The organism is Lysinibacillus pakistanensis (assembly GCF_030123245.1).
Lineage (GTDB): Bacteria > Bacillota > Bacilli > Bacillales_A > Planococcaceae > Lysinibacillus > Lysinibacillus pakistanensis.
In genome coordinates, this window is sequence record NZ_CP126101.1 from 1,068,562 (window position 1) to 1,090,362 (window position 21,801).

The 21,801-nt window shown below is 38.6% G+C and carries 22 protein-coding genes; 16 read left to right on the top strand and 6 right to left on the bottom strand.

Annotation, left to right across the window (positions count from 1 at the left end):
• Nucleotides 1-3 precede the first annotated feature (3 nt).
• The 4 genes from lpdA (at nucleotide 4) to QNH24_RS04990 (ending at nucleotide 3,733) form a co-directional block, all read left to right on the top strand.
• Nucleotides 4-1,419, top strand: a complete 1,416-nt coding sequence (gene lpdA / locus QNH24_RS04975) for a dihydrolipoyl dehydrogenase (RefSeq protein ID WP_283871015.1) — start codon at nucleotides 4-6, stop codon at nucleotides 1,417-1,419.
• A 207-nt stretch (nucleotides 1,420-1,626) separates the two neighbouring features.
• Complete coding sequence (locus QNH24_RS04980; RefSeq protein ID WP_283871016.1) at nucleotides 1,627-2,409, top strand: SDR family NAD(P)-dependent oxidoreductase; 783 nt, start codon at nucleotides 1,627-1,629, stop codon at nucleotides 2,407-2,409.
• Nucleotides 2,410-2,619: 210 nt separating this feature from the next.
• On the top strand, nucleotides 2,620-3,063 hold the full coding sequence (locus tag QNH24_RS04985; RefSeq protein WP_283871017.1) for a CidA/LrgA family protein: 444 nt from the start codon (nucleotides 2,620-2,622) through the stop codon (nucleotides 3,061-3,063).
• Nucleotides 3,056-3,733 carry an LrgB family protein gene (locus tag QNH24_RS04990; RefSeq protein ID WP_283871018.1) on the top strand — a complete coding sequence of 226 codons (678 nt, stop codon included), beginning with the start codon at nucleotides 3,056-3,058 and terminating at the stop codon, nucleotides 3,731-3,733. Before QNH24_RS04985 ends, QNH24_RS04990 begins: the two co-directional genes overlap by 8 nt.
• Before the next feature lie 49 nt (nucleotides 3,734-3,782).
• Here the strand turns inward: QNH24_RS04990 and QNH24_RS04995 are convergent, their stop codons facing one another.
• Both QNH24_RS04995 and QNH24_RS05000 read right to left on the bottom strand, forming a co-directional pair.
• Nucleotides 3,783-4,385 carry a class I SAM-dependent methyltransferase gene (locus tag QNH24_RS04995; RefSeq protein WP_283871019.1) on the bottom strand — a complete coding sequence of 201 codons (603 nt, stop codon included), beginning with the start codon at nucleotides 4,383-4,385 and terminating at the stop codon, nucleotides 3,783-3,785.
• Nucleotides 4,386-4,603: 218 nt separating this feature from the next.
• Nucleotides 4,604-6,073: an aminotransferase class I/II-fold pyridoxal phosphate-dependent enzyme gene (locus tag QNH24_RS05000; RefSeq protein ID WP_054770791.1), complete on the bottom strand. Its 1,470-nt coding sequence runs from the start codon at nucleotides 6,071-6,073 to the stop codon at nucleotides 4,604-4,606.
• Between the two features lie 145 nt (nucleotides 6,074-6,218).
• Between QNH24_RS05000 and QNH24_RS05005 the strand changes: the two genes are divergently transcribed.
• Both QNH24_RS05005 and QNH24_RS05010 read left to right on the top strand, forming a co-directional pair.
• A complete protein-coding gene (locus QNH24_RS05005) occupies nucleotides 6,219-7,178 on the top strand; it encodes an NAD(P)H-dependent flavin oxidoreductase (RefSeq protein WP_283871020.1) in 960 nt (319 codons plus the stop codon).
• 20 nt (nucleotides 7,179-7,198) lie between these two features.
• Nucleotides 7,199-7,486: a UPF0223 family protein gene (locus tag QNH24_RS05010; protein ID WP_054770792.1), complete on the top strand. Its 288-nt coding sequence runs from the start codon at nucleotides 7,199-7,201 to the stop codon at nucleotides 7,484-7,486.
• 274 nt (nucleotides 7,487-7,760) lie between these two features.
• Here QNH24_RS05010 and QNH24_RS05015 read toward each other — a convergent pair whose 3' ends face one another.
• On the bottom strand, nucleotides 7,761-8,387 hold the full coding sequence (locus QNH24_RS05015) for a YktB family protein (RefSeq protein ID WP_283871021.1): 627 nt from the start codon (nucleotides 8,385-8,387) through the stop codon (nucleotides 7,761-7,763).
• A 126-nt stretch (nucleotides 8,388-8,513) separates the two neighbouring features.
• Between QNH24_RS05015 and QNH24_RS05020 the strand changes: the two genes are divergently transcribed.
• Nucleotides 8,514-8,711, top strand: a complete 198-nt coding sequence (locus QNH24_RS05020; RefSeq protein ID WP_283871022.1) for a hypothetical protein — start codon at nucleotides 8,514-8,516, stop codon at nucleotides 8,709-8,711.
• 241 nt (nucleotides 8,712-8,952) lie between these two features.
• Nucleotides 8,953-9,747, top strand: coding sequence for an inositol monophosphatase family protein (locus QNH24_RS05025; protein ID WP_283871023.1), 795 nt, complete (start codon nucleotides 8,953-8,955; stop codon nucleotides 9,745-9,747).
• A 45-nt stretch (nucleotides 9,748-9,792) separates the two neighbouring features.
• Here the strand turns inward: QNH24_RS05025 and QNH24_RS05030 are convergent, their stop codons facing one another.
• The gene (locus QNH24_RS05030; RefSeq protein WP_054770794.1) at nucleotides 9,793-9,978 is read right to left on the bottom strand and encodes a DUF5325 family protein; all 186 of its coding nucleotides are present in this window, start codon (nucleotides 9,976-9,978) and stop codon (nucleotides 9,793-9,795) included.
• A 137-nt stretch (nucleotides 9,979-10,115) separates the two neighbouring features.
• Between QNH24_RS05030 and typA the strand changes: the two genes are divergently transcribed.
• The 5 genes from typA (at nucleotide 10,116) to QNH24_RS05055 (ending at nucleotide 15,088) form a co-directional block, all read left to right on the top strand.
• A complete protein-coding gene (gene typA, locus QNH24_RS05035) occupies nucleotides 10,116-11,960 on the top strand; it encodes a translational GTPase TypA (RefSeq protein WP_283871024.1) in 1,845 nt (614 codons plus the stop codon).
• Nucleotides 11,961-11,989: 29 nt separating this feature from the next.
• Nucleotides 11,990-12,388: a YlaH-like family protein gene (locus QNH24_RS05040; RefSeq protein WP_283871025.1), complete on the top strand. Its 399-nt coding sequence runs from the start codon at nucleotides 11,990-11,992 to the stop codon at nucleotides 12,386-12,388.
• Between the two features lie 151 nt (nucleotides 12,389-12,539).
• On the top strand, nucleotides 12,540-13,532 hold the full coding sequence (locus QNH24_RS05045; RefSeq protein ID WP_283871026.1) for an ABC transporter substrate-binding protein: 993 nt from the start codon (nucleotides 12,540-12,542) through the stop codon (nucleotides 13,530-13,532).
• A 1-nt stretch (nucleotide 13,533) separates the two neighbouring features.
• Nucleotides 13,534-14,301: an ABC transporter ATP-binding protein gene (locus tag QNH24_RS05050; protein ID WP_283871027.1), complete on the top strand. Its 768-nt coding sequence runs from the start codon at nucleotides 13,534-13,536 to the stop codon at nucleotides 14,299-14,301.
• Nucleotides 14,294-15,088, top strand: a complete 795-nt coding sequence (locus QNH24_RS05055) for an ABC transporter permease (protein WP_283871028.1) — start codon at nucleotides 14,294-14,296, stop codon at nucleotides 15,086-15,088. The genes QNH24_RS05050 and QNH24_RS05055 overlap by 8 nt, the downstream gene beginning before the upstream one ends.
• 829 nt (nucleotides 15,089-15,917) lie before the next feature.
• On the opposite strand, the gene QNH24_RS05060 is transcribed toward QNH24_RS05055, so the two are convergent.
• Together QNH24_RS05060 and QNH24_RS05065 are read right to left on the bottom strand one after the other, a co-directional pair.
• Entirely contained in the window at nucleotides 15,918-16,121 is a 204-nt protein-coding gene (locus tag QNH24_RS05060; protein ID WP_283871029.1) for a YlaI family protein, read from the bottom strand.
• 11 nt (nucleotides 16,122-16,132) lie between these two features.
• A complete protein-coding gene (locus QNH24_RS05065; protein ID WP_283871030.1) occupies nucleotides 16,133-16,633 on the bottom strand; it encodes a molybdopterin-binding protein in 501 nt (166 codons plus the stop codon).
• A 183-nt stretch (nucleotides 16,634-16,816) separates the two neighbouring features.
• Here QNH24_RS05065 and QNH24_RS05070 point away from each other — a divergent pair, with 183 nt between their 5' ends.
• The 3 genes from QNH24_RS05070 to pyc are packed head-to-tail and all read left to right on the top strand — an operon-like array spanning nucleotide 16,817 to nucleotide 21,790.
• A complete protein-coding gene (locus tag QNH24_RS05070; protein WP_004224778.1) occupies nucleotides 16,817-17,098 on the top strand; it encodes an Fpa/YlaN family protein in 282 nt (93 codons plus the stop codon).
• 60 nt (nucleotides 17,099-17,158) lie between these two features.
• Entirely contained in the window at nucleotides 17,159-18,343 is a 1,185-nt protein-coding gene (locus QNH24_RS05075; RefSeq protein ID WP_283871031.1) for an FtsW/RodA/SpoVE family cell cycle protein, read from the top strand.
• 12 nt (nucleotides 18,344-18,355) lie between these two features.
• Nucleotides 18,356-21,790, top strand: coding sequence for a pyruvate carboxylase (gene pyc, locus QNH24_RS05080; protein WP_283871032.1), 3,435 nt, complete (start codon nucleotides 18,356-18,358; stop codon nucleotides 21,788-21,790).
• Nucleotides 21,791-21,801 lie beyond the last annotated feature (11 nt).

The window sequence follows — 21,801 nt, forward strand, 5'->3', positions numbered from 1 at the left end:
AAAATGGTAGTAGGAGATTTCCCAATCGAAACAGATACTCTTGTCATTGGTTCAGGTCCTGGAGGATATGTAGCAGCAATTCGTGCAGCTCAAACTGGCCAAAAAGTAACAATCGTTGAAAAAAATGTACTTGGTGGTGTGTGCTTAAACGTAGGCTGTATCCCATCAAAAGCATTAATTTCAGTAGGTCACCGTTTTGAGCAAGCTAAACATTCAGATGACATGGGAATCATCGCTTCTGATGTGAAATTAGACTTCTCAAAAGCACAAGCATTTAAAGACAGCGTTGTTAAAAAATTAACTGGCGGTGTTGAAGGCTTACTTAAAGGAAACAAAGTTGAAATTGTACAAGGTGAAGCTTATTTCGTTGACGCTCATTCAGTGCGTATCATCAATGGTGAATCTGCTCAAACTTACACATTTAACAATGTCATTATTGCAACAGGTTCTCGTCCAGTTGAAATTCCAACATTCAAATTCTCTGATCGCGTGCTAAATTCTACAGGTGCACTTTCTTTACAAGAAGTTCCTGGTAAATTAGTTGTTATCGGTGGAGGTTATATTGGTACAGAGCTAGGCTCAGCTTACGCAAACCTGGGCTCTCAAGTAACAATTATTGAAGGCGGAAAAGATATTTTAGCTGGCTTCGAAAAACAAATGACTCAAATCGTGAAAAAAGGCCTTAAAAAGAAAGGCGTTGAAATGGAAGTTAACGCATCTGCAAAAGGCGTTGAAGAAACTGAAAACGGCGTAGTAGTAACTTATGAAGTTGGCGGAGAAGAGAAAAAAGTTGAAGCTGATTACGTATTAGTTACTGTAGGTCGTCGTCCAAATACAGATGAAATGGGCCTTGCTGAAATCGGAGTTGAATTCGGTGAACGTGGTCTAATCAATGTTGACAAACAATGTCGTACAAATATTCCAAATATCTATGCAATTGGTGATATTGTAGCTGGTCCTCAGCTTGCTCATAAAGCATCTTACGAAGGTAAAGTTGCTGCTGAAGCAATCGCTGGTGAAAAATCAATCGTTGATTATTTAGCTATTCCTGCTGTATGCTTCACAGATCCAGAAATGGCAACAGTTGGTTATAACGAAGATGAAGCGAAAGCTGAAGGCATTGAATACACTGCAGCGAAATTCCCATTCGCAGCAAATGGTCGTGCACTTGCATTAAACCAAACAGAAGGTTTCGTGAAGCTTGTTGCTCGTAAAGAAGACGGCTTATTAATCGGTGCTCAAATCGTTGGTGCTGGTGCATCTGATATGATCGCTGAAATGGGCTTAGCAATCGAAGGCGGTATGACTGCTGAAGATATCGCATTAACAATTCACGCTCACCCAACATTAGGTGAAATTACAATGGAAGCTGCTGAAGTATTACTTGGCAACCCAATCCATATTGTTACAAAAAAATAATTAGATAATATGAAACGGTTATAAAGCATTAGCTTTATAGCCGTTTTTTGTATATTGCTTCTAATTTTGATAAAGTTACTATATCGAATGAATATTCGAAAAGTATAATTCGACAACTGTACCAAGATCTAGCAGAGATAGAATTTCATCGCTAGATATCAATGCCTACAGAGCAATAGAAGTGAACAATAAACTGGGGTGATGAAAATGGAACTAGGATTAAAGGGAAAAGTAGCTATTATTACAGGCTCAAGTAAAGGTATTGGCTATTATACAGCAATGCAACTTGTCAAAGAGGGAGCAAAAGTTGTGCTGAGTGCGCGTGGTGAAAAACAGCTCCAAGTGGCAGCTGGCTGTATTAAAAATGAAACAGGTGAGGATGTTTTAATCGTACCGACAGATATTACAAAAGAAAAAGATTGTAAGTACTTAATTGAGCGCACAGTTGAGCATTTTGGAGGCTTGGATATACTTATCAATAATGCAGGTACAGCCTCAGCAAACCCATTTGAATCAGTTAGTAGTGAGCTATGGCAGGCTGATTTAGATTTGAAGGTATTTGGTGCTGTCCATTGTTCAAAATTCGCTGTTCCTTATATGCGTAAGGCTGGAGGCGGAGCGATTGTCAATGTAACGGCTGTTATGGCTAAAACGCCACCTGCTAGTTCCCTCCCTACTACTGTAAGTCGAGCAGCTGGTCTTGCATTAACAAAAGCGATGAGTAAGGACTTAGGAAAAGATAATATTCGTGTGAATTCTGTATGTATAGGGCTAATTCGTAGTGACCAAATCGAAAAAAAATGGAAGAAGGAAGAACCTGAGCTTGCTTGGGAAGCGTATTCTCGCAAAGTCGGTCAAACAATTCCCCTTGGTCGTGTAGGGGATACAGAAGAAGCAGCAAATGTCATTACTTTTTTAGTATCAGATGCAGCAAGTTATGTAACAGGTACTTCAGTGAATATTGATGGTGGGTCTGGACATGCATTATAGGATTTTGAAAAATTGAGCACCTTAAAATTTTTTGAGAAAAGAAATATGTATCGATGTCCAAATAAAGACGTGTTTAATTATTGTATAAAGAGAAGATGGCTTAAATTGTGTAAGAGCTATCTTCTTTTTCTATTGTTTTTCTAAAATTATAATAGACAGAAAATTCCTACAGATGTAGAATAATCGTTATAGGGGGTGAAAAGTGGCGAAATGTTGAACGAAAATTTTGCTGCATTGTTCTTGAAGGTTGTAAGGATTATTGTCCAAATTGGGATACTCAATATTTATTACTACATGGGCGTGGGCATTGTAACTTTATTACATGTACCTCTTCCAGGAAGCGTCATTGGTCTACTTTTATTAGCACTATCACTTCAATTTAAAATAATTAAAGTAGAATATATTCAAGATGGAGCGGGTTTTTTAATTGGGGTTTTAACCTTATTTTTCATTCCTGCAACAGTAGGGGTAATTGACTATCCAGAGCTTTTATCAACAACGGGACTGCTAATTATTTTGGCTGTTATAGCTAGTACATTAATTTCTATTTATATTACTGGATTGCTTACTCAAATGATTGAGAAGAAAGAGTTAGCCAAGAAAGAAACTGAAGCTGTTCTTGAAGAAGGAGAGGGGAAATTAACTGTTGATTGATATAATTGTTGTGATTGGCACCATTGTATTGTTTATGCTATTTACAAAGCTTTATCAGCGATTTCCGCATCCTATCATGATTCCACTAGTAACAACAACTATCGTCAGTGCTGTTATTTTAGTAGTATTTCAGATTCCTTATTCGACCTATATGCAGGGAGGAGAATGGCTTCAAAAAATGCTTGGCCCAGCAGTTGTAGCACTCGCCTATCCTCTTTATAATCAACGTGCCATTATTATGAAGTATAAATACTCTATTTTATCAGGTATCTTTATAGGCATGATTACTGGCTTAGTGACGATTTTTGTCATGCTAAAATGGATTAGAGTAAGTGATAACTGGATGCTAACAGCTTTACCTAAGTCTTTAACAACACCGGTTGGTATGCAGGTGAGCGAAACAATTGGAGGGATTCCCCCGTTAACAGCTGTATTTGTTATGCTAGCAGGGTTTGTAGGCGCAATAATTGGACCGTTAGTTATTAAATTTGGAAAAATTGATTCTGCGGTTAGCAGAGGGGTTGCAGTAGGTAGTGCATCACATGGCGTTGGACTAGTTAAATTAAGAGAGTATGGAGAACGAGAATTATCAGTTGGTTCATTATCAATGGGGTTAACGGCAATTATTGGTGCATTTCTTTGCCCACTTTTTGTGTATTTGTTTATGTAAAACGAGCAAACCCTTTACAAATAATTGTAAAGGGTAAAAATCTGATATTTTAAGACTCTTTTTCAATAATAAATTGAACCGTATGGGCAAGACCAGTGTGTAAAGTACCTTCATTTCTTATTTGTTCACCTGTGGAAAAATGGATAATTTTATAAGGCTGACACCAAGTTAGGACATGAAGAGGATCGTATAAATTATCTAGCTGCTTTGGGCCACCTGATGCATATGGAAGCTGATATATCGAATATAGCTCCATCATGATTCGACCACCTGGCTTGACTGAATTTACTATACGCTCAAAAACGGCGTGCTGCTGCTTCATTGGAAAATGTCCAAACACCATTATAGCAGCATCAAACTTTTCTACTGGTAATTCATCATGTAATAAATCAGCAAGCTGTGTAACTACAGTAACACCCTGTTTTTTTGCCAGCTGTTGAGTCTTCTCTAGCCCATTTCTAGCATAATCAAAGGCAGTAACTAAATGTCCTTTGGAAGCTAAAAAAACCGCATTTCTTCCTTCACCTTCTGCATATGCAGCAACATTTACATAACCCTTTATAAAATCTACATAGTCCTTGATAAAGGCATTTGGTTGTTCACCATAAACATATTCGGTAGTGCTAAAATGTTGATCCCATATATTCATCAAATTCCCTCCCTTTTTAATATTGTAGAAAAAGTAACATAGTTAATCTAATTTTTTGTACTAATGTCTAACCAAAACGTTACTAGTCGTTACGAATATACAAATAAAATCTTCTAAAATTAGCCAATAGAAGGTTCCATTTTTCATGACAAGATGTATCGAAATTGATAAATTATGAAAAAGCTACCTCATCAAAATTTTGAAGAGGTAGCTTTCCAGTTTTAAATAATTGGCTTGCGTTCTTTTATAACACGAATTGTTTTTAATGTTGAATCTTCAGGTCCTTGTACTGGTAAACCTGCTTCAATATTCATTTGAATATAATGAATATTTTCTTGTGTAATTATTTCCCCGGGAATAAAAATCGGAATTCCAGGAGGATATACCATAATAAATTCTGCACAAATACAGTTATCTGCCTCTGCCAATGGAACAACCTCAGTATCAGCATAAAAAGCATCACGAGGCGACATAGCAAGTGCTGGAATTTCCGGAACATTAACTACTGCTTCAGTGATTGCAGCTTCTGAATCAAAAGCTTTGGACATGCGATTAAGCGCATTAATAAGAAGATTTATCTCCTTTTTCGTATCTCCCAAAGTTACTAAACATAGAATATTGTAAAGATCAGAAAGTTCTACCTCAATATTCGCATTATAACGTAACCATTCCTCAGCTCGATGCCCAGAAATACCCAAATCTTTCACACTAATTAAAAGCTTTAGAGGATCCATATCATATGTGGCAGATGAATGTAACTTTTCCTTTCCAGCACATTTTAAATGTGGTATCTGATTAATACGTTTACGTGCATCCTTTGCCAAGCGAAGGGCATCATCAATTAAATCAACGCCATGTATTGCTAGCTGACGTCGCGCCGTATCAAGTGATGCTAACAATGGATAAGATGTCGATGTTGTTGTCAGCATAGAAAAGACTGCTTGTACACGTTTTGCTGAGACAAGTCCTTCACGTACATTTAAGATCGATGTTTGTGTCATAGATCCACCTAGCTTATGTACGCTTGTAGCAGCCATATCAGCTCCTGCCTCCATCGCTGAATAGGGAAGTTCATCATGGAATTTAATGTGTACGCCATGAGCTTCATCCACAACAACTGGAATATTACGACCATGCGCAATTTCGACAATACGTTTTAAATCAGCTGTAAAGCCATAATAAGTTGGATTAATAACTAGAACTGCTTTTGTGTCTGGATAAGCATTTAAAGCCTTCTCGACAGCTTCAGGGGATATTCCGTGAGAAATACCATATTCACTGTCTACTTCAGGATGAATAAAAATCGGAATTGCACCAGCGAAAACAATCGCTGACATAATTGATTTATGAACATTCCGTGGCACTAGAATCTTATCACCTGGACCGACGACGGTCAGAATCATCGTCATGATGGCGCCACTAGTACCTTGAACGGAAAAGAATGTATGATCAGCACCAAAGGCCTCAGCAGCAAGTGCTTGTGCTTCTTTTATGGCGCCTTTTGGTGAATGTAAATCGTCTAGTGGAGCAATATTAATTAAATCAATTGATAAAACGTTGTCGCCGACGAATTCTCGGAAGGCTGGATCCATACCTTGACCTTTCTTATGGCCTGGAATATGGAACTGAATTGGATGTCTGTTCCGATGTTTAAGTAATACGTCGAACAATGGAGTCTCTAATTGTGACAACGCAGGTACCACCTCACTTTATAATATCTAAGAAAACAAATGAATTATAGCACCTTACGACATGAAAGAATAGACTTTACTTAAAAAAATAAAAGGGTTTTTTGATCATTTCGAGAAGTTAATAACGTACGAAAGGGGAGGTACTATGAATTGGAATACACGTGTGACAGAACTTTTAAATGTGAAATACCCAATAATACAAGGCGGGTTAGCCTATTTAGCTTATGCTGATTTGGCAGCGGCAGTGTCGAATGCTGGCGGACTTGGGCAAATAACAGCGATGAGTTTACGTGATCCTGACCTATTGCGCGCAGAAATTCATAAAGTACGAACATTAACAGATAAACCGTTTGGTGTGAACTTTGCCATTGGCATGTATGGCACTGGCTACGAGGATATGTTACGTGTGGCAGTGGAAGAAAAAGTGCCTGTAGTAACAATGACTGGAGGAAATCCTGCACCTATTTTTGATATTTTGGCAGGAACCGACATTAAAAAATTGGTGCTTGTAGCCGCACGTAGACAAGCTCAAAAAGCGGAACAACTTGGAGCAGATGCTGTGATGGTTGTTGGACAAGAGGGAGGTGGTCATCTTGGACGTGACGATGTCGGTACAATGGTGCTTGTTCCGCAAGTTGTCGACAGTGTAAAAATACCGGTTATTGCTTCTGGAGGCATAGGTGATGGTCGGGGTTGGATGGCAGCACAAGCGCTTGGAGCAGAGGGGATTGAAATGGGCACACGTTTTATTGCGACTAAAGAGTGTGTAGATGCATCAGAGGCTTATAAAGAGGCGTTACTAGCAAGCAGTGAGGCAGATACAACAATTATTAAACGCTCTATTGGTGCACCAGCTCGAGCATTACGCAATGATTTCACTGCGAAAATTTTAGAAATCGAGGAGAAAACGCCAACATATGAAGCTTTAAAAGATTTCATTAGTGGTGCTGCCAATAAACGTTTTATTTATGATGGTAAGAATGATCAAGGGTTTGGTTGGGCTGGTCAAGTAACAGGAATGATTCATGACATTCCAACAGTTCAGGAGCTAATCAATCGTATGGTTGCAGAAGCTGAAAGTATCCGAGTAAAATGGGGACAATAACGTAAAGGTGGTTATGTCTAATGGAATATTCCTATCCGTTTTCAACAGATTGGTCTACAGAAGAAATTGTTGATGTTGTTCAATTCTTCGAAGGGATTGAGCAAGCTTATGAGAAGGGCATTAAACGCGAAAATATGCTGGCAAAGTATCGCCGTTTTAAACAAATTGTCCCATCCCAGGCAGAAGAAAAATCTATTTTTCGTGAATTTGAAGAAGCTAGTGGCTATGTAAGTTATCCTGTTGTTAAGCTAGCGAAAGAAGGAACGGATGGTACTTTGATTAAAGTCGTTCCCAAACAACGTCATTAAAAAAGTGGATGTGAGTTATTCTCACGTCCACTTTTTCATTTAGAGCTTTACACTATCTTGGTGTTAAAAAAGAATGTTTTGCATATATTACATCAATATCATTATTACTTAATATTGGAAAATATGCCAATAATAATTTTTAAACGCGAAAAATTTTTAATAAAAATAGGAATAAAATCGGAAATTTTCCACAATATATAAGCATCCTATAAATCAATCTATTACATCATCTGCATTATTATGTTACATGGATAAAAACACTATACATCGAACATTACTTTCCAACAATGACGTTATAGATTGGGAGTAAATGACTGAAGGTTTCTTCCGTTATTTGATGGATTTGACTAGCTGTCAGTTTGATTGCTTGCTCTTTTGGAATATGTCGACCTACTAAAAATTCACCTTTTTTAACATCCCGCAAGCGAAGGAGTAACTCATCTAGCTTGTCCTCCTTTGCCGTTTGTAAAGGAAAGGCCTCTGGAGACATATGATCTCCAGACACAATAAAGTCTTCGGGAAGTTGCCCTAGTATTGCTTTATTGGCCATTAAACGCTGTGCCATTACATTTTTTTCAGGTGCTTCGTAAATAATAGCCAAGACGATGAATAAATGTGTGCTCCAAAGACCAATCTGAAAGTGAGGTAATGATTTATAACCTCTTTTGTACGGAGCAAAGGCTACCCAGCTATCATTTGGAGGATTCACAGTTCTCCGTGCGTGTTTTGCAACATGAGGATAGAATTCTTCCCCAAGATGACTGGAAAAGTACGCAGAAAAGTCCTCTCCTAGCAGTTGGAATTTCGGTCGTACAGAAGAATTTAGTGCATCCATTCTCTGTTCTAAACCGTCTATATGAAATACATTAAAGTCTTTATTCGTCCACTTTATTTTTGGCAATGGTAGTAGCTCCTTTCGATTTATAAGGTTTATTTTATAAGAAAAATGGGAAAAAATCTTATAACAAGAACTTTCTCAGTTCTACAAAATGTTCTTGTGAAAAATTAAAAAAAGGAAGTGATTTTTATGAAACCAATCGTAAAAATTATACGTAAAGTTGACATTGAAAAGCAATATGAACACATTTTACAGTTGGAATTAGATTATGAATTAGCTTCTCTCTTCGACGCTATGAATGAAAAAAATGAAGCTGAAATTGAAAAAAGTAAAAAACGTCTGACTGAAATTCAGATGGAACTTGAAAGTTTGCACGCCTATGCGTAATAAAAATTTTATACCCATTTGAAAATCACTTGCTGAATATTCCGACAGCAGGTGATTTTTATTGTTATAATGGGTAAAATAGACTTTATATCATAATGAAAAGTTTTAAGTACCTATAATGTGCAGAATACACCATGCTAACATCGAGAGAAAAAGATATCATATACTTAAATGGTGAGAACATGAAAAATCAGTCCAATAGCATAGAGTTAGAGTTTTTTTAATCGAAGGGTGGGTTTTTATGGACATACAACAATTGGATCAATTTGCGAAAAGTATTATCTTTGAGGCAGGCAGCCGTATTAGACAAGCCTTTTCGTATAATTTGGTTATCGAAACAAAATCAGGTGCTAATGATCTTGTGACGAATATCGATCGTGAAACAGAATTATTCTTTATCGATAAAATAAGAGCTTTTGATCCATCTCACAAGATTTTAGGGGAAGAGGGAATGGGAGAAAAAGTAGAGTCCTTAGATGGTATTGTGTGGATAATTGATCCTATTGATGGCACAATGAATTTTGTTAAGCAACACCGCCATTTTATGATTTCCATTGGTATCTTCATCAATGGAATAGGCAAGCTTGGTTACATATTTGACGTGATGCGTGAGGATTTATTTTATGCAATAGCTGGAGAAGGTGCCTGGTACAATGAATCTCCTTTACGAAAATTAACGTCAGTAAAAATAGAAGAAGCTGTCATTGGTATTAATGCTCATTGGGTAGCACCGAATCGGCATATTCATCATGAAAAGGTTATTGATATGGTTCGTAAAGTACGAGGTACACGATCATACGGATCTGCAGCTATGGAAATAGCATTTGTTGTGAGTGGTAAGTTAGATGCATATGTCTCTATGCGTTTATCACCATGGGACATTGCTGGAGGTACTATTATCGCGCATGAGGTTGGCGCTGTTGCCACAAATTTACATGGGGAAGGATTTGATTTCCTTCATCAGGATACTTTTATCATTGCGAATCCATCGATACACAAAGAATTATTAGATAAATATATTGTGCCTTATGAATAATAAAGGAGCCGTCTTTTTTAGACAGGCTCCTTCTTTGTAACATAATTAAAGTAATCCTTGCTCACGCAATTTGCGTTTCATTTTAAAGGCTGTCATAAAAATGACACAAGTAGCCAAAATGCCTGCTATAATACCAAACACACTTTCAGCAGCTACAGAATATCCGATAGAACACATTGCTAAAACAGCTGCTAATGCATAAATGGCCATTACGAATTTTGCACGATTCATAACCGAGCCCCCTATATTAAAATTTGTAAATCAAATATATTTTTTAGAATGATGGAAATTCTAATAAGGACATTTCTATCCCTCTTGTGCTATAATATCACAGTTAAACATTCGAAAAAAGAATATGGAGTGGAATAATGACAAACTTACGTCAAGATCTTCGCAATATCGCAATTATCGCCCACGTTGACCATGGTAAAACTACCTTAGTTGACCAATTATTAAAACAATCTGGTACATTCCGTTCAAACGAACATGTTGAAGAACGCGCAATGGACTCTAATGATATTGAACGCGAGCGTGGTATTACAATTTTAGCAAAAAATACTGCGGTAAACTATAACGGAACACGTATCAACATCCTTGATACGCCTGGACACGCCGACTTCGGTGGTGAGGTAGAACGTATTTTAAAAATGGTAGATGGCGTTTTACTAGTTGTCGATGCGTATGAGGGTTGTATGCCGCAAACACGCTTCGTGCTAAAAAAAGCATTAGAGCAAAAGTTAACACCAATTGTTGTTGTTAACAAAGTAGACAAAGATTCTGCTCGTCCACTTGAAGTAGTAGATGAGGTCTTAGAGCTATTTATTGAGCTTGGTGCAGATGATGATCAATTGGACTTTCCAGTTGTTTATGCTTCAGGTGTCAATGGTACAGCCTCACTTGATTCAGATCCAGCAAATCAAGAGGAAAATATGCAATGCCTATTCGAAAAGGTTATCGAATCAATTCCAGCACCAGTGGATAATTCTGATGAACCATTACAATTCCAGGTAGCTTTACTTGACTATAATGACTATGTAGGTCGTATCGGAATCGGACGTGTATTCCGCGGTACAATTGAAGTAGGTCAGCAAGTAGCATTAATGAAATTAGATGGTACAGTAAAACAATTCCGCGTAACGAAACTATTTGGTTTCTTTGGTTTAAAACGTGAAGAAATTCAGTCAGCAAAAGCTGGAGATTTAATTGCTGTATCTGGTATGGAGGACATCAACGTTGGTGAAACGGTATGTCCAGTAGAGCATCAAGAAGCATTAACACCATTGCGTATTGATGAACCAACATTACAAATGACTTTCTTAGTCAACAACTCGCCATTTGCAGGACGCGAGGGTAAATGGGTAACTGCCCGTAAAGTGGAGGAACGCCTACGTTCACAGCTTCAAACAGATGTATCTTTACGCGTAGAAGATACAGATTCACCAGATGCATGGACTGTTTCTGGTCGTGGTGAACTGCATTTATCAATCCTTATCGAAAATATGCGTCGTGAAGGCTTCGAGCTACAAGTATCAAAACCTCAAGTAATCATTCGTGAAATTGATGGTGTAAAATGTGAGCCATTTGAACGCGTACAAATTGATGTTCCTGAGGAAAATGTCGGTTCTGTAATAGAATCAATTGGTACTCGTAAAGGTGAAATGTTAGATATGGTGAACAATGGCAATGGTCAAGTTCGTTTAACATTCTTAGTTCCTGCTCGTGGTTTAATCGGTTATACGACAGAGTTTATGTCAATGACAAAAGGCTTTGGTATCATTAACCATACATTTGATTGCTACCAACCATATATTCCAGGTCGTATTGGTGGACGTCACCAAGGTGTTCTTGTTTCAATGGAAACTGGTAAATCCACAACTTATGGTATGATGCAAGTAGAAGACCGTGGTACACTGTTTGTAGAGCCAGGTACTGAAATTTATGAAGGTATGATCGTTGGCGAAAATACACGTGACAATGATATCACTGTAAACATAACAAAAATGAAGCAAAAAACGAATGTTCGTTCTGCGACAAAAGATGCAACAAACGTTATTAAAAAGCCACGTTTATTAACACTAGAAGAAGCATTAGAATTCTTAAATGATGATGAGTACCTAGAAATTACACCAGAATCTATTCGCCTTCGTAAACAAATTCTAGATAAAAATGAACGTGAAAGAATAGCGAAAAAACTTAAAAACGCTGAACAATAATTTTTTGCTCCACGAAAGGAAGAGGAGTCTTGGATATTAAGTCCGCTTTAATGGGGGAACTGAATGTTATTCAAGTAGCTGCACAGGTAAATGCAAAGGAAACAGAAGATGCCTATGAAAAAATGGCTGGAATTACGCGTTTTTTATATGAGAATATGCCTAACTATGACATTGCTGGCTATGTTCTATTTTTCCTGGTGTTTCTACTTTCGGCAATTGTCTATAAATTAGGCTTTGCAAAGAAATTAAAACGATCACAAAATATTATTATTTATATTTTCCTATTTTTAGGTTGTATCCTGTTAACATTTTTTGCTTTATATCTTCCAATGGTTGAAGGGCTTATTGTAGCGGCATTAATTTTAATTGTCTATAAAACACGTATGTGGCGTGAAAAAAGAGAAGAGCAACAAGCTACTAATCAGTGAAATAACTATATTTGAGAAACAGTCTTAGTGTTGAAGCTAAGGCTGTTTTTTTGTTGCCTAAGAGAATTGTCAAACCATAGGCACAGAAACCTTCTAAAGTGAATAAGTTAATGTCGATAGACTTATTTTCAACAAACAAGGAGGAAAAGGAATGCGGTGGTTTAAAAGAAGCTTGTTTTTTAGTGTAATTGCTGTACTTCTCCTTTCTTTGGCGGCGTGTAATAAACATGAGCTTGAAAAAGTCAAAGTTGGAGAGGTGACGCGCTCAATTTTCTATGCGCCACAGTACGTAGCTCTTGAAAAAGGATTCTTCGAAGATGAAGGACTTTCTGTAGAACTTCAGACAATAGCTGGTGGGGATAAAACAATGACGGCATTGCTTTCAGATGGGATTGATATTGCCCTAGTTGGATCAGAGACCTCTATTTATGTAACGCTTCAGGGCGCAAATGATCCAATTCAAAATTTTGCTCAGCTTACACAAACAGATGGTACATTTTTAGTTGCACGGGATAAGATAGATAATTTTTCTTGGGATCTATTAAAAGGCTCCACATTTTTAGGACAACGTAAGGGTGGAATGCCACAAATGGCAGGAGAATTTGTATTGAAAAAGCATGGCATAGATCCTACTCAAGACTTAACACTTATTCAAAACATTGACTTTGCAAATATTTCTACGGCTTTTGCTTCTGGAACTGGAGATTTTGTACAACTGTTTGAACCGACTGCAAGTGTGTTTGAAAAAGAAGGAAAAGGCTATATTGTTGCTTCATTTGGTACAGAATCTGGCCATTTACCTTATACCTCGTTTATGGCAAAAAGTAGTTATTTAAAGGATGAACCGAAGACAGTCCAAGGCTTTACAAATGCATTGAAACGGGCACAGGATTTTGTGCAAAAAGAGAGTGCTGCCGAAGTAGCTAAAATTATTCAGCCATACTTTGAAAATGTGGATGTAGACTTGATTGAAACAGTGGTAGAGCGTTATAAATCTCAGGGCTCTTATGCGACAGATCCTATATTGGAGAAGGGGGAATGGGATAACTTGCAAACGATTATGGAGGAAGCAGGTGAACTTCCTCAACGGGTGGATTATGAAGAATTGGTGAATACAACTTTTGCAAAAAAGGCTGCTGAGTAATATGGAATTTTTAAACCTAGAAAATATTCACCATAGCTATTTTTCAAGTACACAGGCAAAGGATGTATTATGTGATATTAATTTAGGCATTCGTGAAGGAGAGTTTGTCTCATTTATCGGACCGAGCGGTTGTGGGAAAACAACTTTATTATCCATCATAGCAGGCTTATTTCCTCCTACTAAAGGCAAGGTATATATTGATGGTGAGGAAATATCGACACAAAACCAATCACTTATTGGCTATATGCTTCAGCAAGATTATTTATTTCCGTGGAAAAATATTGAGGACAATATTACGATCGGCTTGAAGATTATGGAGCGTAGCCAAAAAACGCATAAAGTAACCGCAAATGCATTGTTACAAGAAGTGGGGCTAGCAAATGTCAGCGGCAATTACCCACGAGAGCTGTCCGGTGGGATGCGGCAACGTGTTGCACTAGCCAGAACGCTGGCAGTAAATCCTAAAATTTTACTGCTGGATGAACCATTTTCAGCACTTGATTATCAGTCAAAGCTAAAGCTTGAGGACTTGGTTGTTGAAACGTTAAAGGCCTATCAAAAAACAGCAGTTCTTGTCACTCATGATATTGGAGAGGCGATTGCGATGAGTGAACGGGTATTTCTCTTCTCAGCTAATCCAGGTACATTACACAGAGTTTTTGAAATACCTGAAGCATTACAACAGCTATCCCCCTTTGATGCACGACAACATCCAGCATATTCAGATGTATTCCAAGCTATTTGGAAGGAGCTGGAGAGCCTTGGATAATACACCTTTTAAACAGTATCAACAAATGTTAAAAAAGGAAAAACGTTTTGTTCGACTTTATCAGCTCATCATCTTACTCATTTTTTTTGGTGGATGGGAGCTTCTTTCTAGATTCGAATGGATTGATCGGTTAATTTTTAGTTCGCCAACACATGTATGGCAAACATTTATTGGAAAAGTAAGTGATGGTTCGTTAACTTTGCACGTTGGTGTCACGCTGATGGAGACGATTATTGGTTTTATTGCGGGTACTTTACTTGGTACATTAATAGCTATTATTTTATGGTGGTCCCCATTGTTATCTAAGGTATTGGATCCTTATTTAGTGATTTTAAATGCCATGCCAAAAGTAGCGCTAGGACCTATTTTAATTGTTGCACTTGGACCAGGGTATTTTTCGATAATTGCTATGGGTGCCCTAATTTCGATAATTATTACAACTATTGTTGTTTATACAGCCTTTAAAGGCGTAGATCCGAACTATAGCAAAGTTTTACAAACTTTTAGGGCTACGAGGTGGCAGATATTTAAAGAAGTCATATTACCAGCCTCTTTTCCAACGATTATTTCTACTTTAAAGGTAAACGTAGGATTATCATGGGTAGGGGTTATTGTGGGGGAATTTTTAGTTGCCTCAAAAGGTCTTGGCTATTTAATCATCTATGGCTTCCAAGTATTTAATTTTAATCTAGTTCTGATGTCACTGCTCATCATTGCCTTTTTTGCGACAATTATGTATCAGGTAGTCGAGCTGATTGAGAAGGTAATCATAAAGAATAATGCATAAGATAATGTGGCTCCTAAGTCGGATTAAAAGAATGGAAGCGAGGTTAATCTCAGCGTTGTGGGATGCCTCGCTTTTATTGTTATGGAAAATATTATTGATATCTTCAAACACCTAAAAAAACAAAATCATTCCGAGAATATTCATACTTCGGAATGATTTTGTTTTCATGTTGTTGAAATACTATTATGTCAATGAAATCAAGGTGACAAATTAAAAAGTATGCCCTTTTTCAAAACAAGGGGTTGATCTTCGTTCCGACTGAGTGCTTTCCTGGGGGGCGTCCGATGAGCCGCTTCACTCGCGCTCCAGGGTCTCATCTGTGACGCTGTGATCCCCAAGGAGTCACTTCCAATCAACCATTGCTCATAGTATTTTCATTGGCATTTCACATAAATGTATAGTGATAAATTGAAGTCTTAGCCATCACTATTTTGTGAATAAAAATGGAGCTTTGATAACATTTTTCTATGTGAATATGAAAATTGAAAGCTATAGAATTGCACCACTTTTCTATCCATTTAATGATGGTTAGTAATATGCTTTTCTTTACTTTTGAAGGAAGAAAATATTTAAAGTTCTACACTATTGCTGATTGGAGTGGAAGGCTACTCGACTCCCGTGGGATAGCGAGACAGACGAGACCCTGCACGGAGCGTCAGCGCAGGAAGCGGCTCGTCGCTCGCCCACAGGAAAGCGAATAGCCTGGAACGTAAATCACCTTCATTTTGACAAAATATTCACAAAGGGTCCCTTGACTATTTAGTTTTTCAACACTATGAAAACAAAATCATTCCGAGAATATTCATACTTCGGAATGATTTTGTTTTATTTAAAAATCTTTATCCATTTGTGGTGAAGTGCGATAAAAGCGGAAATTTCCCGTTTCTATTCGTGCAAGCGTATTGTCTTTAATACGATCATGACATATGTCACACATATACGTATGAATTGGTCGATTGCGTAATTTTTTTGCTAACGGTAAATCATCGTCTAAATTGTTAATTGTATCGCAAATGACACATTTTACACGCATTGTATTCCCTCCTATTCAACACGAATGGCTGATACATTTTTAATAGGGTTGTCTACATTTGAACCATCTTTAAACAGCACATGGACAGGGCCATCTTCAAGTAAAGGTTTACCGTCCTGGCTATATTTTAAAATGAGTCTTTGTGCCTCTGCAATGGAGAATGGATATTCTTTGCCATCTTCACATTCAATAACGATCGTTGTCGCTTCAGGTTTAATTTCGGCATTTTTCAAGAAGGGGCTCAATTCGATACCGAAAGTACCTGTTTCCATCCCTTTACGATCAAATTTACGTTCAGATTTTAATGTTGGAGGGAAAGTGGCTCCTTCCATTATTTCGCGTGACCAATGAGCGCCTACCTCACGCATATATTTAATATCCTTATCTTCCTCCACTTCTTGTGATGTGAAGTATGTTTTTAAATCTAATTTACGATCATCGAAAATCCAAACTGTAGGATCTAATGTTAGTTGAAATGAAACTGCACCCTTGATAGGAATTATTGTTTCCATAATAGAAATCCTCCTTAAATCTTGTATATCCATGAAATAGTATAACGCTAATGACTAGAGATAATAAAGAAATATAATTTGAATTCGTTATTTTTCCAACGAAGACACTTGCAATTTTAACGACTAAAAGATAAACTTTATTAAGATAGAATCGAAGAAATATCAGATAATGGGGGCGTCCTCATGGATACGAAATCACAAACTTCTTTTCAGGAGAAGGCTTTGGAGCTTTTAGTTGCTGATGCAGACAAAATTGCTCGCCTTATTCGAGTACAAATGGATCATTTAACAATGCCACAATGCCCTTTATATGAAGAAGTATTAGATACACAAATGTTCGGCCTTTCACGTGAAATTGACTTTGCTGTGAAGCTTGGACTTATTGAGCGCGAAAAAGGCAAAGAAATTCTCGATTCACTCGAGAAAGAACTTTCTGTACTACATGACGCGTATACAGACAAATAAAAAGAAAAAACTCAAACGCAATCTGCGATTTGAGTTTTTTTTCTAGAACGAGGTTTTTCGATGAGACAATACTTAAAACGTTATGCACAAAATTTTGATTATCCATTATTTTTTACGGTCCTATTGCTAAGTTTATTTGGTTTGGTGATGATTTATAGCTCCAGTATGATGGTGGCTATTGTGTTCAAAGAACAAACACCCGATTTCTATTATAATAAGCAAGTGACCAATTTAATCGTAGCGTTTTTAGGATTTTTAGTGGCAGCATTTTTCCCTTATAAGCATTATGCAAATAAAAATATTATGCTGTTGCTGACGATTGTACTTGCTGTGTTATTTACTTGGGTAAAGATAGATGGAAATGGTGCTGAAGAAGGAATCGGATCTCAGAGCTGGATAGCTGTTCCTGGATTGGGGAATTTCCAGCCCTCTGAATATGCGAAACTATTTATAATTTTATATTTTGCTGCCGCCTTTCATCGAAAAGCACAAAAATATACATTTGAAAAGCTACAACCGACTGAAATATTTTATCCAATATTTCTTTGGATACTTGTAGTTGCGGGAGTAGCTTTTGAAACAGATTTAGGAGCCAGCATTATTTTATGTGGTATAGCTGTCTCTGTTGTGGCAGCTAGTGGAATTCCGTTTAAAACATTTTGGAAGTTTTTTGGTGTGTTAGGGGCATTTGGTGCAGCTATCATTGGTATTCTATGGATGTTTAAAGGCGAGCTGTTAAAGGGGAATCGGAAAGGTCGTATTTTATCCTATTTTAACCCGTTTGATTATGAAAATGATGTTGGTCATCAAGTTGTAAATAGTTATTATGCAATTGGTGGAGGCGGCTTAGAAGGAAGGGGACTAGGTCAATCCATTCAAAAATTAGGGTATTTGCCTGAACCACAAACCGATTTTATTATGGCGATTATTATGGAAGAGCTAGGTATTTGGGGAGTGCTAATCGTCTTAGGTGGTCTAGGGTTTATTATATATAAAGGATTCTCGATTGCTTTGCGCACGAAAGACCCACTAGCGCGTATGATTGCGGCTGGTATTGCAAGCTGGATTGGTTTTCAGTCGTTTATCAATCTTGGGGGTGTAACTGGGTTAATCCCGTTAACCGGTGTAACGCTACCTTTTATTAGCTATGGCGGGACATCTATAATTATTCTATCTTTGGCTATGGGGATATTGATTAATGTTTCCATGTTTGAAAAGGTAGAAAGGAAAAAATCACAATCATAAAGGGGGATATCAATGGTGTCAATCAACAAAATTCTCGTAGCCAATCGGGGAGAAATTGCGATTCGTATTTTCCGTGCCTGCACGGAGCTTCATATCCAAACGGTAGCCATTTATTCACGAGAGGATAGTGGTGCCTTCCATCGCTTTAAAGCAGATGAGGCCTATTTAGTAGGGGCGGGTAAAAAGCCAATTGATGCTTATTTAGATATCGAGGGTATTATAGCGATTGCTAAAGACGCGGGCGTAGATGCCATTCATCCGGGGTATGGTTTTTTATCGGAAAATGTAGAATTTGCACGTCGTTGTGAGCAGGAGGGCATTGTGTTTATTGGTCCTACTTCTGAACATTTAGATATGTTTGGAGATAAGGTCAAAGCACGTTCGCAAGCTATTGCCGCTGGAATTCCTGTTATTCCGGGTACAGATGGCCCTGTCGCTGATTTAGCAGAGGTAGAGGCATTTGCTAGCACCTATGGCTATCCAGTTATGATTAAGGCAGCACTTGGGGGTGGTGGCCGTGGGATGCGCCTAGTCCATACATCAGAGGAGCTTGCTTCTTCTTATGAACGAGCTAAATCAGAGGCAAAGGCTGCTTTTGGCTCGGATGAGGTATATGTTGAGAAGGCGATTATCAAGCCGAAGCATATTGAGGTTCAAATTATTGGCGATCAGCAGGGCAATATCGTGCATCTCTATGAGCGTGATTGTTCGATTCAACGTCGCCATCAAAAGGTCGTTGAAATCGCCCCTTCGCATTCTATTTCAGAAAGTTTAAGAAATCGAATTTGTGAGGCGGCCGTGCAGCTCATGAAAAATGTCTCGTACATAAATGCTGGGACAGTGGAATTTCTAGTAGCAGGTGAGGATTTTTATTTCATTGAGGTTAACCCTCGCATTCAAGTGGAGCATACCATTACGGAAATGATTACGGGTATCGATATCGTGCACACTCAAATTAAGGTGGCGGCAGGCTATGCGCTGCACAGTGAAGAAATTCATCTGCCAAAGCAGGAAGAGATGCCGATGATTGGCTATGCTATTCAGGCCCGTGTAACAACAGAAGACCCTGCCAATGATTTTATGCCTGATACAGGTAAGCTGATGGTGTATCGTTCGAGTGGTGGCTTTGGGGTTCGTTTAGATGCAGGGAATGGCTTCCAGGGTGCTGTGGTGACACCGTACTACGATTCCTTATTGGTGAAAATATCAACATCAGGAATGTCGTTTCAAGAAGCTGCTGCGAAAATGGACCGTAACTTAAAAGAATTCCGTATTCGTGGGGTTAAAACGAATATTCCGTTTTTAAATAATGTCGTGACACATGAGAAATTTTTAACAGGTGCCTTCGATACAAGCTTTATCGATACTACGCCTGAACTATTTAATTTCCCTGTGCGCAAGGACCGGGGGACAAAGCTGTTAAGCTATATTGGCAATGTGACATTAAATGGCTTCCCAGGGGTAGAGAAGAAGGCAAAGCCAATTTTTGTACAGCCAAGCATGCCGAAAATGGACCCATTTATCGTGCCACCAGCAGGTACAAAGCAAATTTTAGATGCCCAAGGAGCAGAAGGGCTTGTGAAATGGATTCAGGCACAGGAGGATGTACTGCTTACAGATACAACGTTCCGAGATGCACACCAATCCCTACTGGCAACACGTGTGCGTTCACAGGATATGTTCCAAATTGCCGATGCCACGGCGCACTTGCTGCATAATTTCTTCTCGCTCGAAATGTGGGGAGGGGCGACGTTTGATGTGGCCTACCGTTTCTTAAAAGAGGACCCATGGGAGCGCCTTGCAAAGCTACGTGAACAGGTGCCAAATGTGCTTTTCCAGATGTTACTGCGTGGGGCAAATGCGGTAGGCTATACCAACTACCCGGATAATTTAATCCGTGAATTTATCTCAGAATCAGCAGCATCAGGGATTGATGTGTTCCGTATTTTCGATAGCTTAAACTGGATAAAAGGCATGGAAGTAGCCATTGATGCGGCCCGTCAATCAGGGAAAATTGCCGAGGCAGCAATCTGTTACACAGGTGATATTTTGGATGACACACGTGCAAAGTATTCAGTGCAGTACTATAAGGACATGGCAAGGGAGCTAGAAGCAGCAGGTGCACATATTTTAGCCATTAAAGATATGGCTGGTTTATTAAAACCGGAAGCCGCGTATCGTTTAGTTTCCGAGTTAAAAGAGACGTCAAGTCTACCAATCCACTTGCATACACATGACACAAGTGGAAACGGCATTTATCTATATGCCAAAGCCATTGAAGCAGGTGTAGATATTATCGATACAGCCCTCGGTTCGATGGCGGGCTTAACATCACAACCAAGTGCGAATTCCCTGTATTATGCGATGAAGGGCAGTCAGCGTAAGGTACGTGCTGATATTGAAGCGCTAGAAAAGCTATCCTACTACTGGGAGGATGTACGCCATTATTATAAGGATTTTGAAAGTGGCATGATGAGCCCGCATTCTGAAATTTATGTACATGAAATGCCAGGTGGTCAGTACAGTAATCTTCAGCAGCAGGCAAAAGCAGTTGGCCTTGGCGATAGATGGGAAGAAGTGAAGCGCATGTATTCCCGCGTGAACCTTCTATTTGGTGATATTGTCAAAGTAACCCCATCCTCAAAGGTAGTTGGGGATATGGCATTATTTATGGTGCAAAATGAATTAGACGAACAGTCCGTCTTAACAAGAGGACAAACGATCGACTTCCCGGACTCTGTTATTGAGTTCTTCCAGGGATATTTAGGACAACCACACGGAGGTTTCCCTGAGGCGTTGCAAAAGGTTGTATTAAAGGACCGTGAAGCCATTACAGTACGCCCTGGTGAACTACTAGAGCCTATCCATTTTGAGCAGCTGGAAGCAGTGCTAGAGGACAAATTAAATCGTCCTGTTACAAAGAAGGATATACTCGCTTATGCACTCTATCCGAAAGTGTTTGAAGAATACGCCAAAACAGTGGACTCCTTTGGCAATATTTCAGTATTAGATACACCGACCTTCCTTTATGGATTAAAGCTAGGGGAAGAGATCGAGGTCGAAATTGAAAAAGGAAAAACGCTGATTATCAAGCTAGTTTCCATTGGAGAGCCACAGCACGATGGGACACGCGTGATGTATTTTGAGCTAAATGGTCAATCCCGTGAGCTTGTGATTCAAGATATGACGGTAGAGGTGGACGGTAGCTTGGCGTTAAAGGCAGATCCAAGCAATCCAAACCAAATCGGCGCCACGATGCCAGGAACCGTGTTAAAGGTAGTGGTATCGAAGGGGAGTCAAGTAAAACGAGGAGATCACCTATTAATTACCGAGGCCATGAAAATGGAAACAACTGTCCAAGCACCAAAAGACGGTATTGTAAAAGAGATTTATGCAAGTGCAGGAGATGCAATTTCCACGGGTGATTTGTTAATTGAAATAGAATAATCGTTAATAAA

Coding starts and splice junctions, on each gene's coding strand:
- QNH24_RS05005 (WP_283871020.1), top strand. CDS start 6,219: ATGAATTGGAATACACGTGTGACAGAACTTTTAAATGTGAAATACCCA.
- QNH24_RS05065 (WP_283871030.1), bottom strand. CDS start 16,633: ATGGAAACAATAATTCCTATCAAGGGTGCAGTTTCATTTCAACTAACA.
- lpdA (WP_283871015.1), top strand. CDS start 4: ATGGTAGTAGGAGATTTCCCAATCGAAACAGATACTCTTGTCATTGGT.
- QNH24_RS05075 (WP_283871031.1), top strand. CDS start 17,159: ATGAGACAATACTTAAAACGTTATGCACAAAATTTTGATTATCCATTA.
- QNH24_RS05045 (WP_283871026.1), top strand. CDS start 12,540: ATGCGGTGGTTTAAAAGAAGCTTGTTTTTTAGTGTAATTGCTGTACTT.
- typA (WP_283871024.1), top strand. CDS start 10,116: ATGACAAACTTACGTCAAGATCTTCGCAATATCGCAATTATCGCCCAC.
- QNH24_RS05060 (WP_283871029.1), bottom strand. CDS start 16,121: ATGCGTGTAAAATGTGTCATTTGCGATACAATTAACAATTTAGACGAT.
- QNH24_RS05050 (WP_283871027.1), top strand. CDS start 13,534: ATGGAATTTTTAAACCTAGAAAATATTCACCATAGCTATTTTTCAAGT.
- QNH24_RS05070 (WP_004224778.1), top strand. CDS start 16,817: ATGGATACGAAATCACAAACTTCTTTTCAGGAGAAGGCTTTGGAGCTT.
- QNH24_RS05030 (WP_054770794.1), bottom strand. CDS start 9,978: ATGAATCGTGCAAAATTCGTAATGGCCATTTATGCATTAGCAGCTGTT.
- QNH24_RS05025 (WP_283871023.1), top strand. CDS start 8,953: ATGGACATACAACAATTGGATCAATTTGCGAAAAGTATTATCTTTGAG.
- QNH24_RS05010 (WP_054770792.1), top strand. CDS start 7,199: ATGGAATATTCCTATCCGTTTTCAACAGATTGGTCTACAGAAGAAATT.
- QNH24_RS04980 (WP_283871016.1), top strand. CDS start 1,627: ATGGAACTAGGATTAAAGGGAAAAGTAGCTATTATTACAGGCTCAAGT.
- QNH24_RS04985 (WP_283871017.1), top strand. CDS start 2,620: ATGTTGAACGAAAATTTTGCTGCATTGTTCTTGAAGGTTGTAAGGATT.
- QNH24_RS05020 (WP_283871022.1), top strand. CDS start 8,514: ATGAAACCAATCGTAAAAATTATACGTAAAGTTGACATTGAAAAGCAA.
- pyc (WP_283871032.1), top strand. CDS start 18,356: ATGGTGTCAATCAACAAAATTCTCGTAGCCAATCGGGGAGAAATTGCG.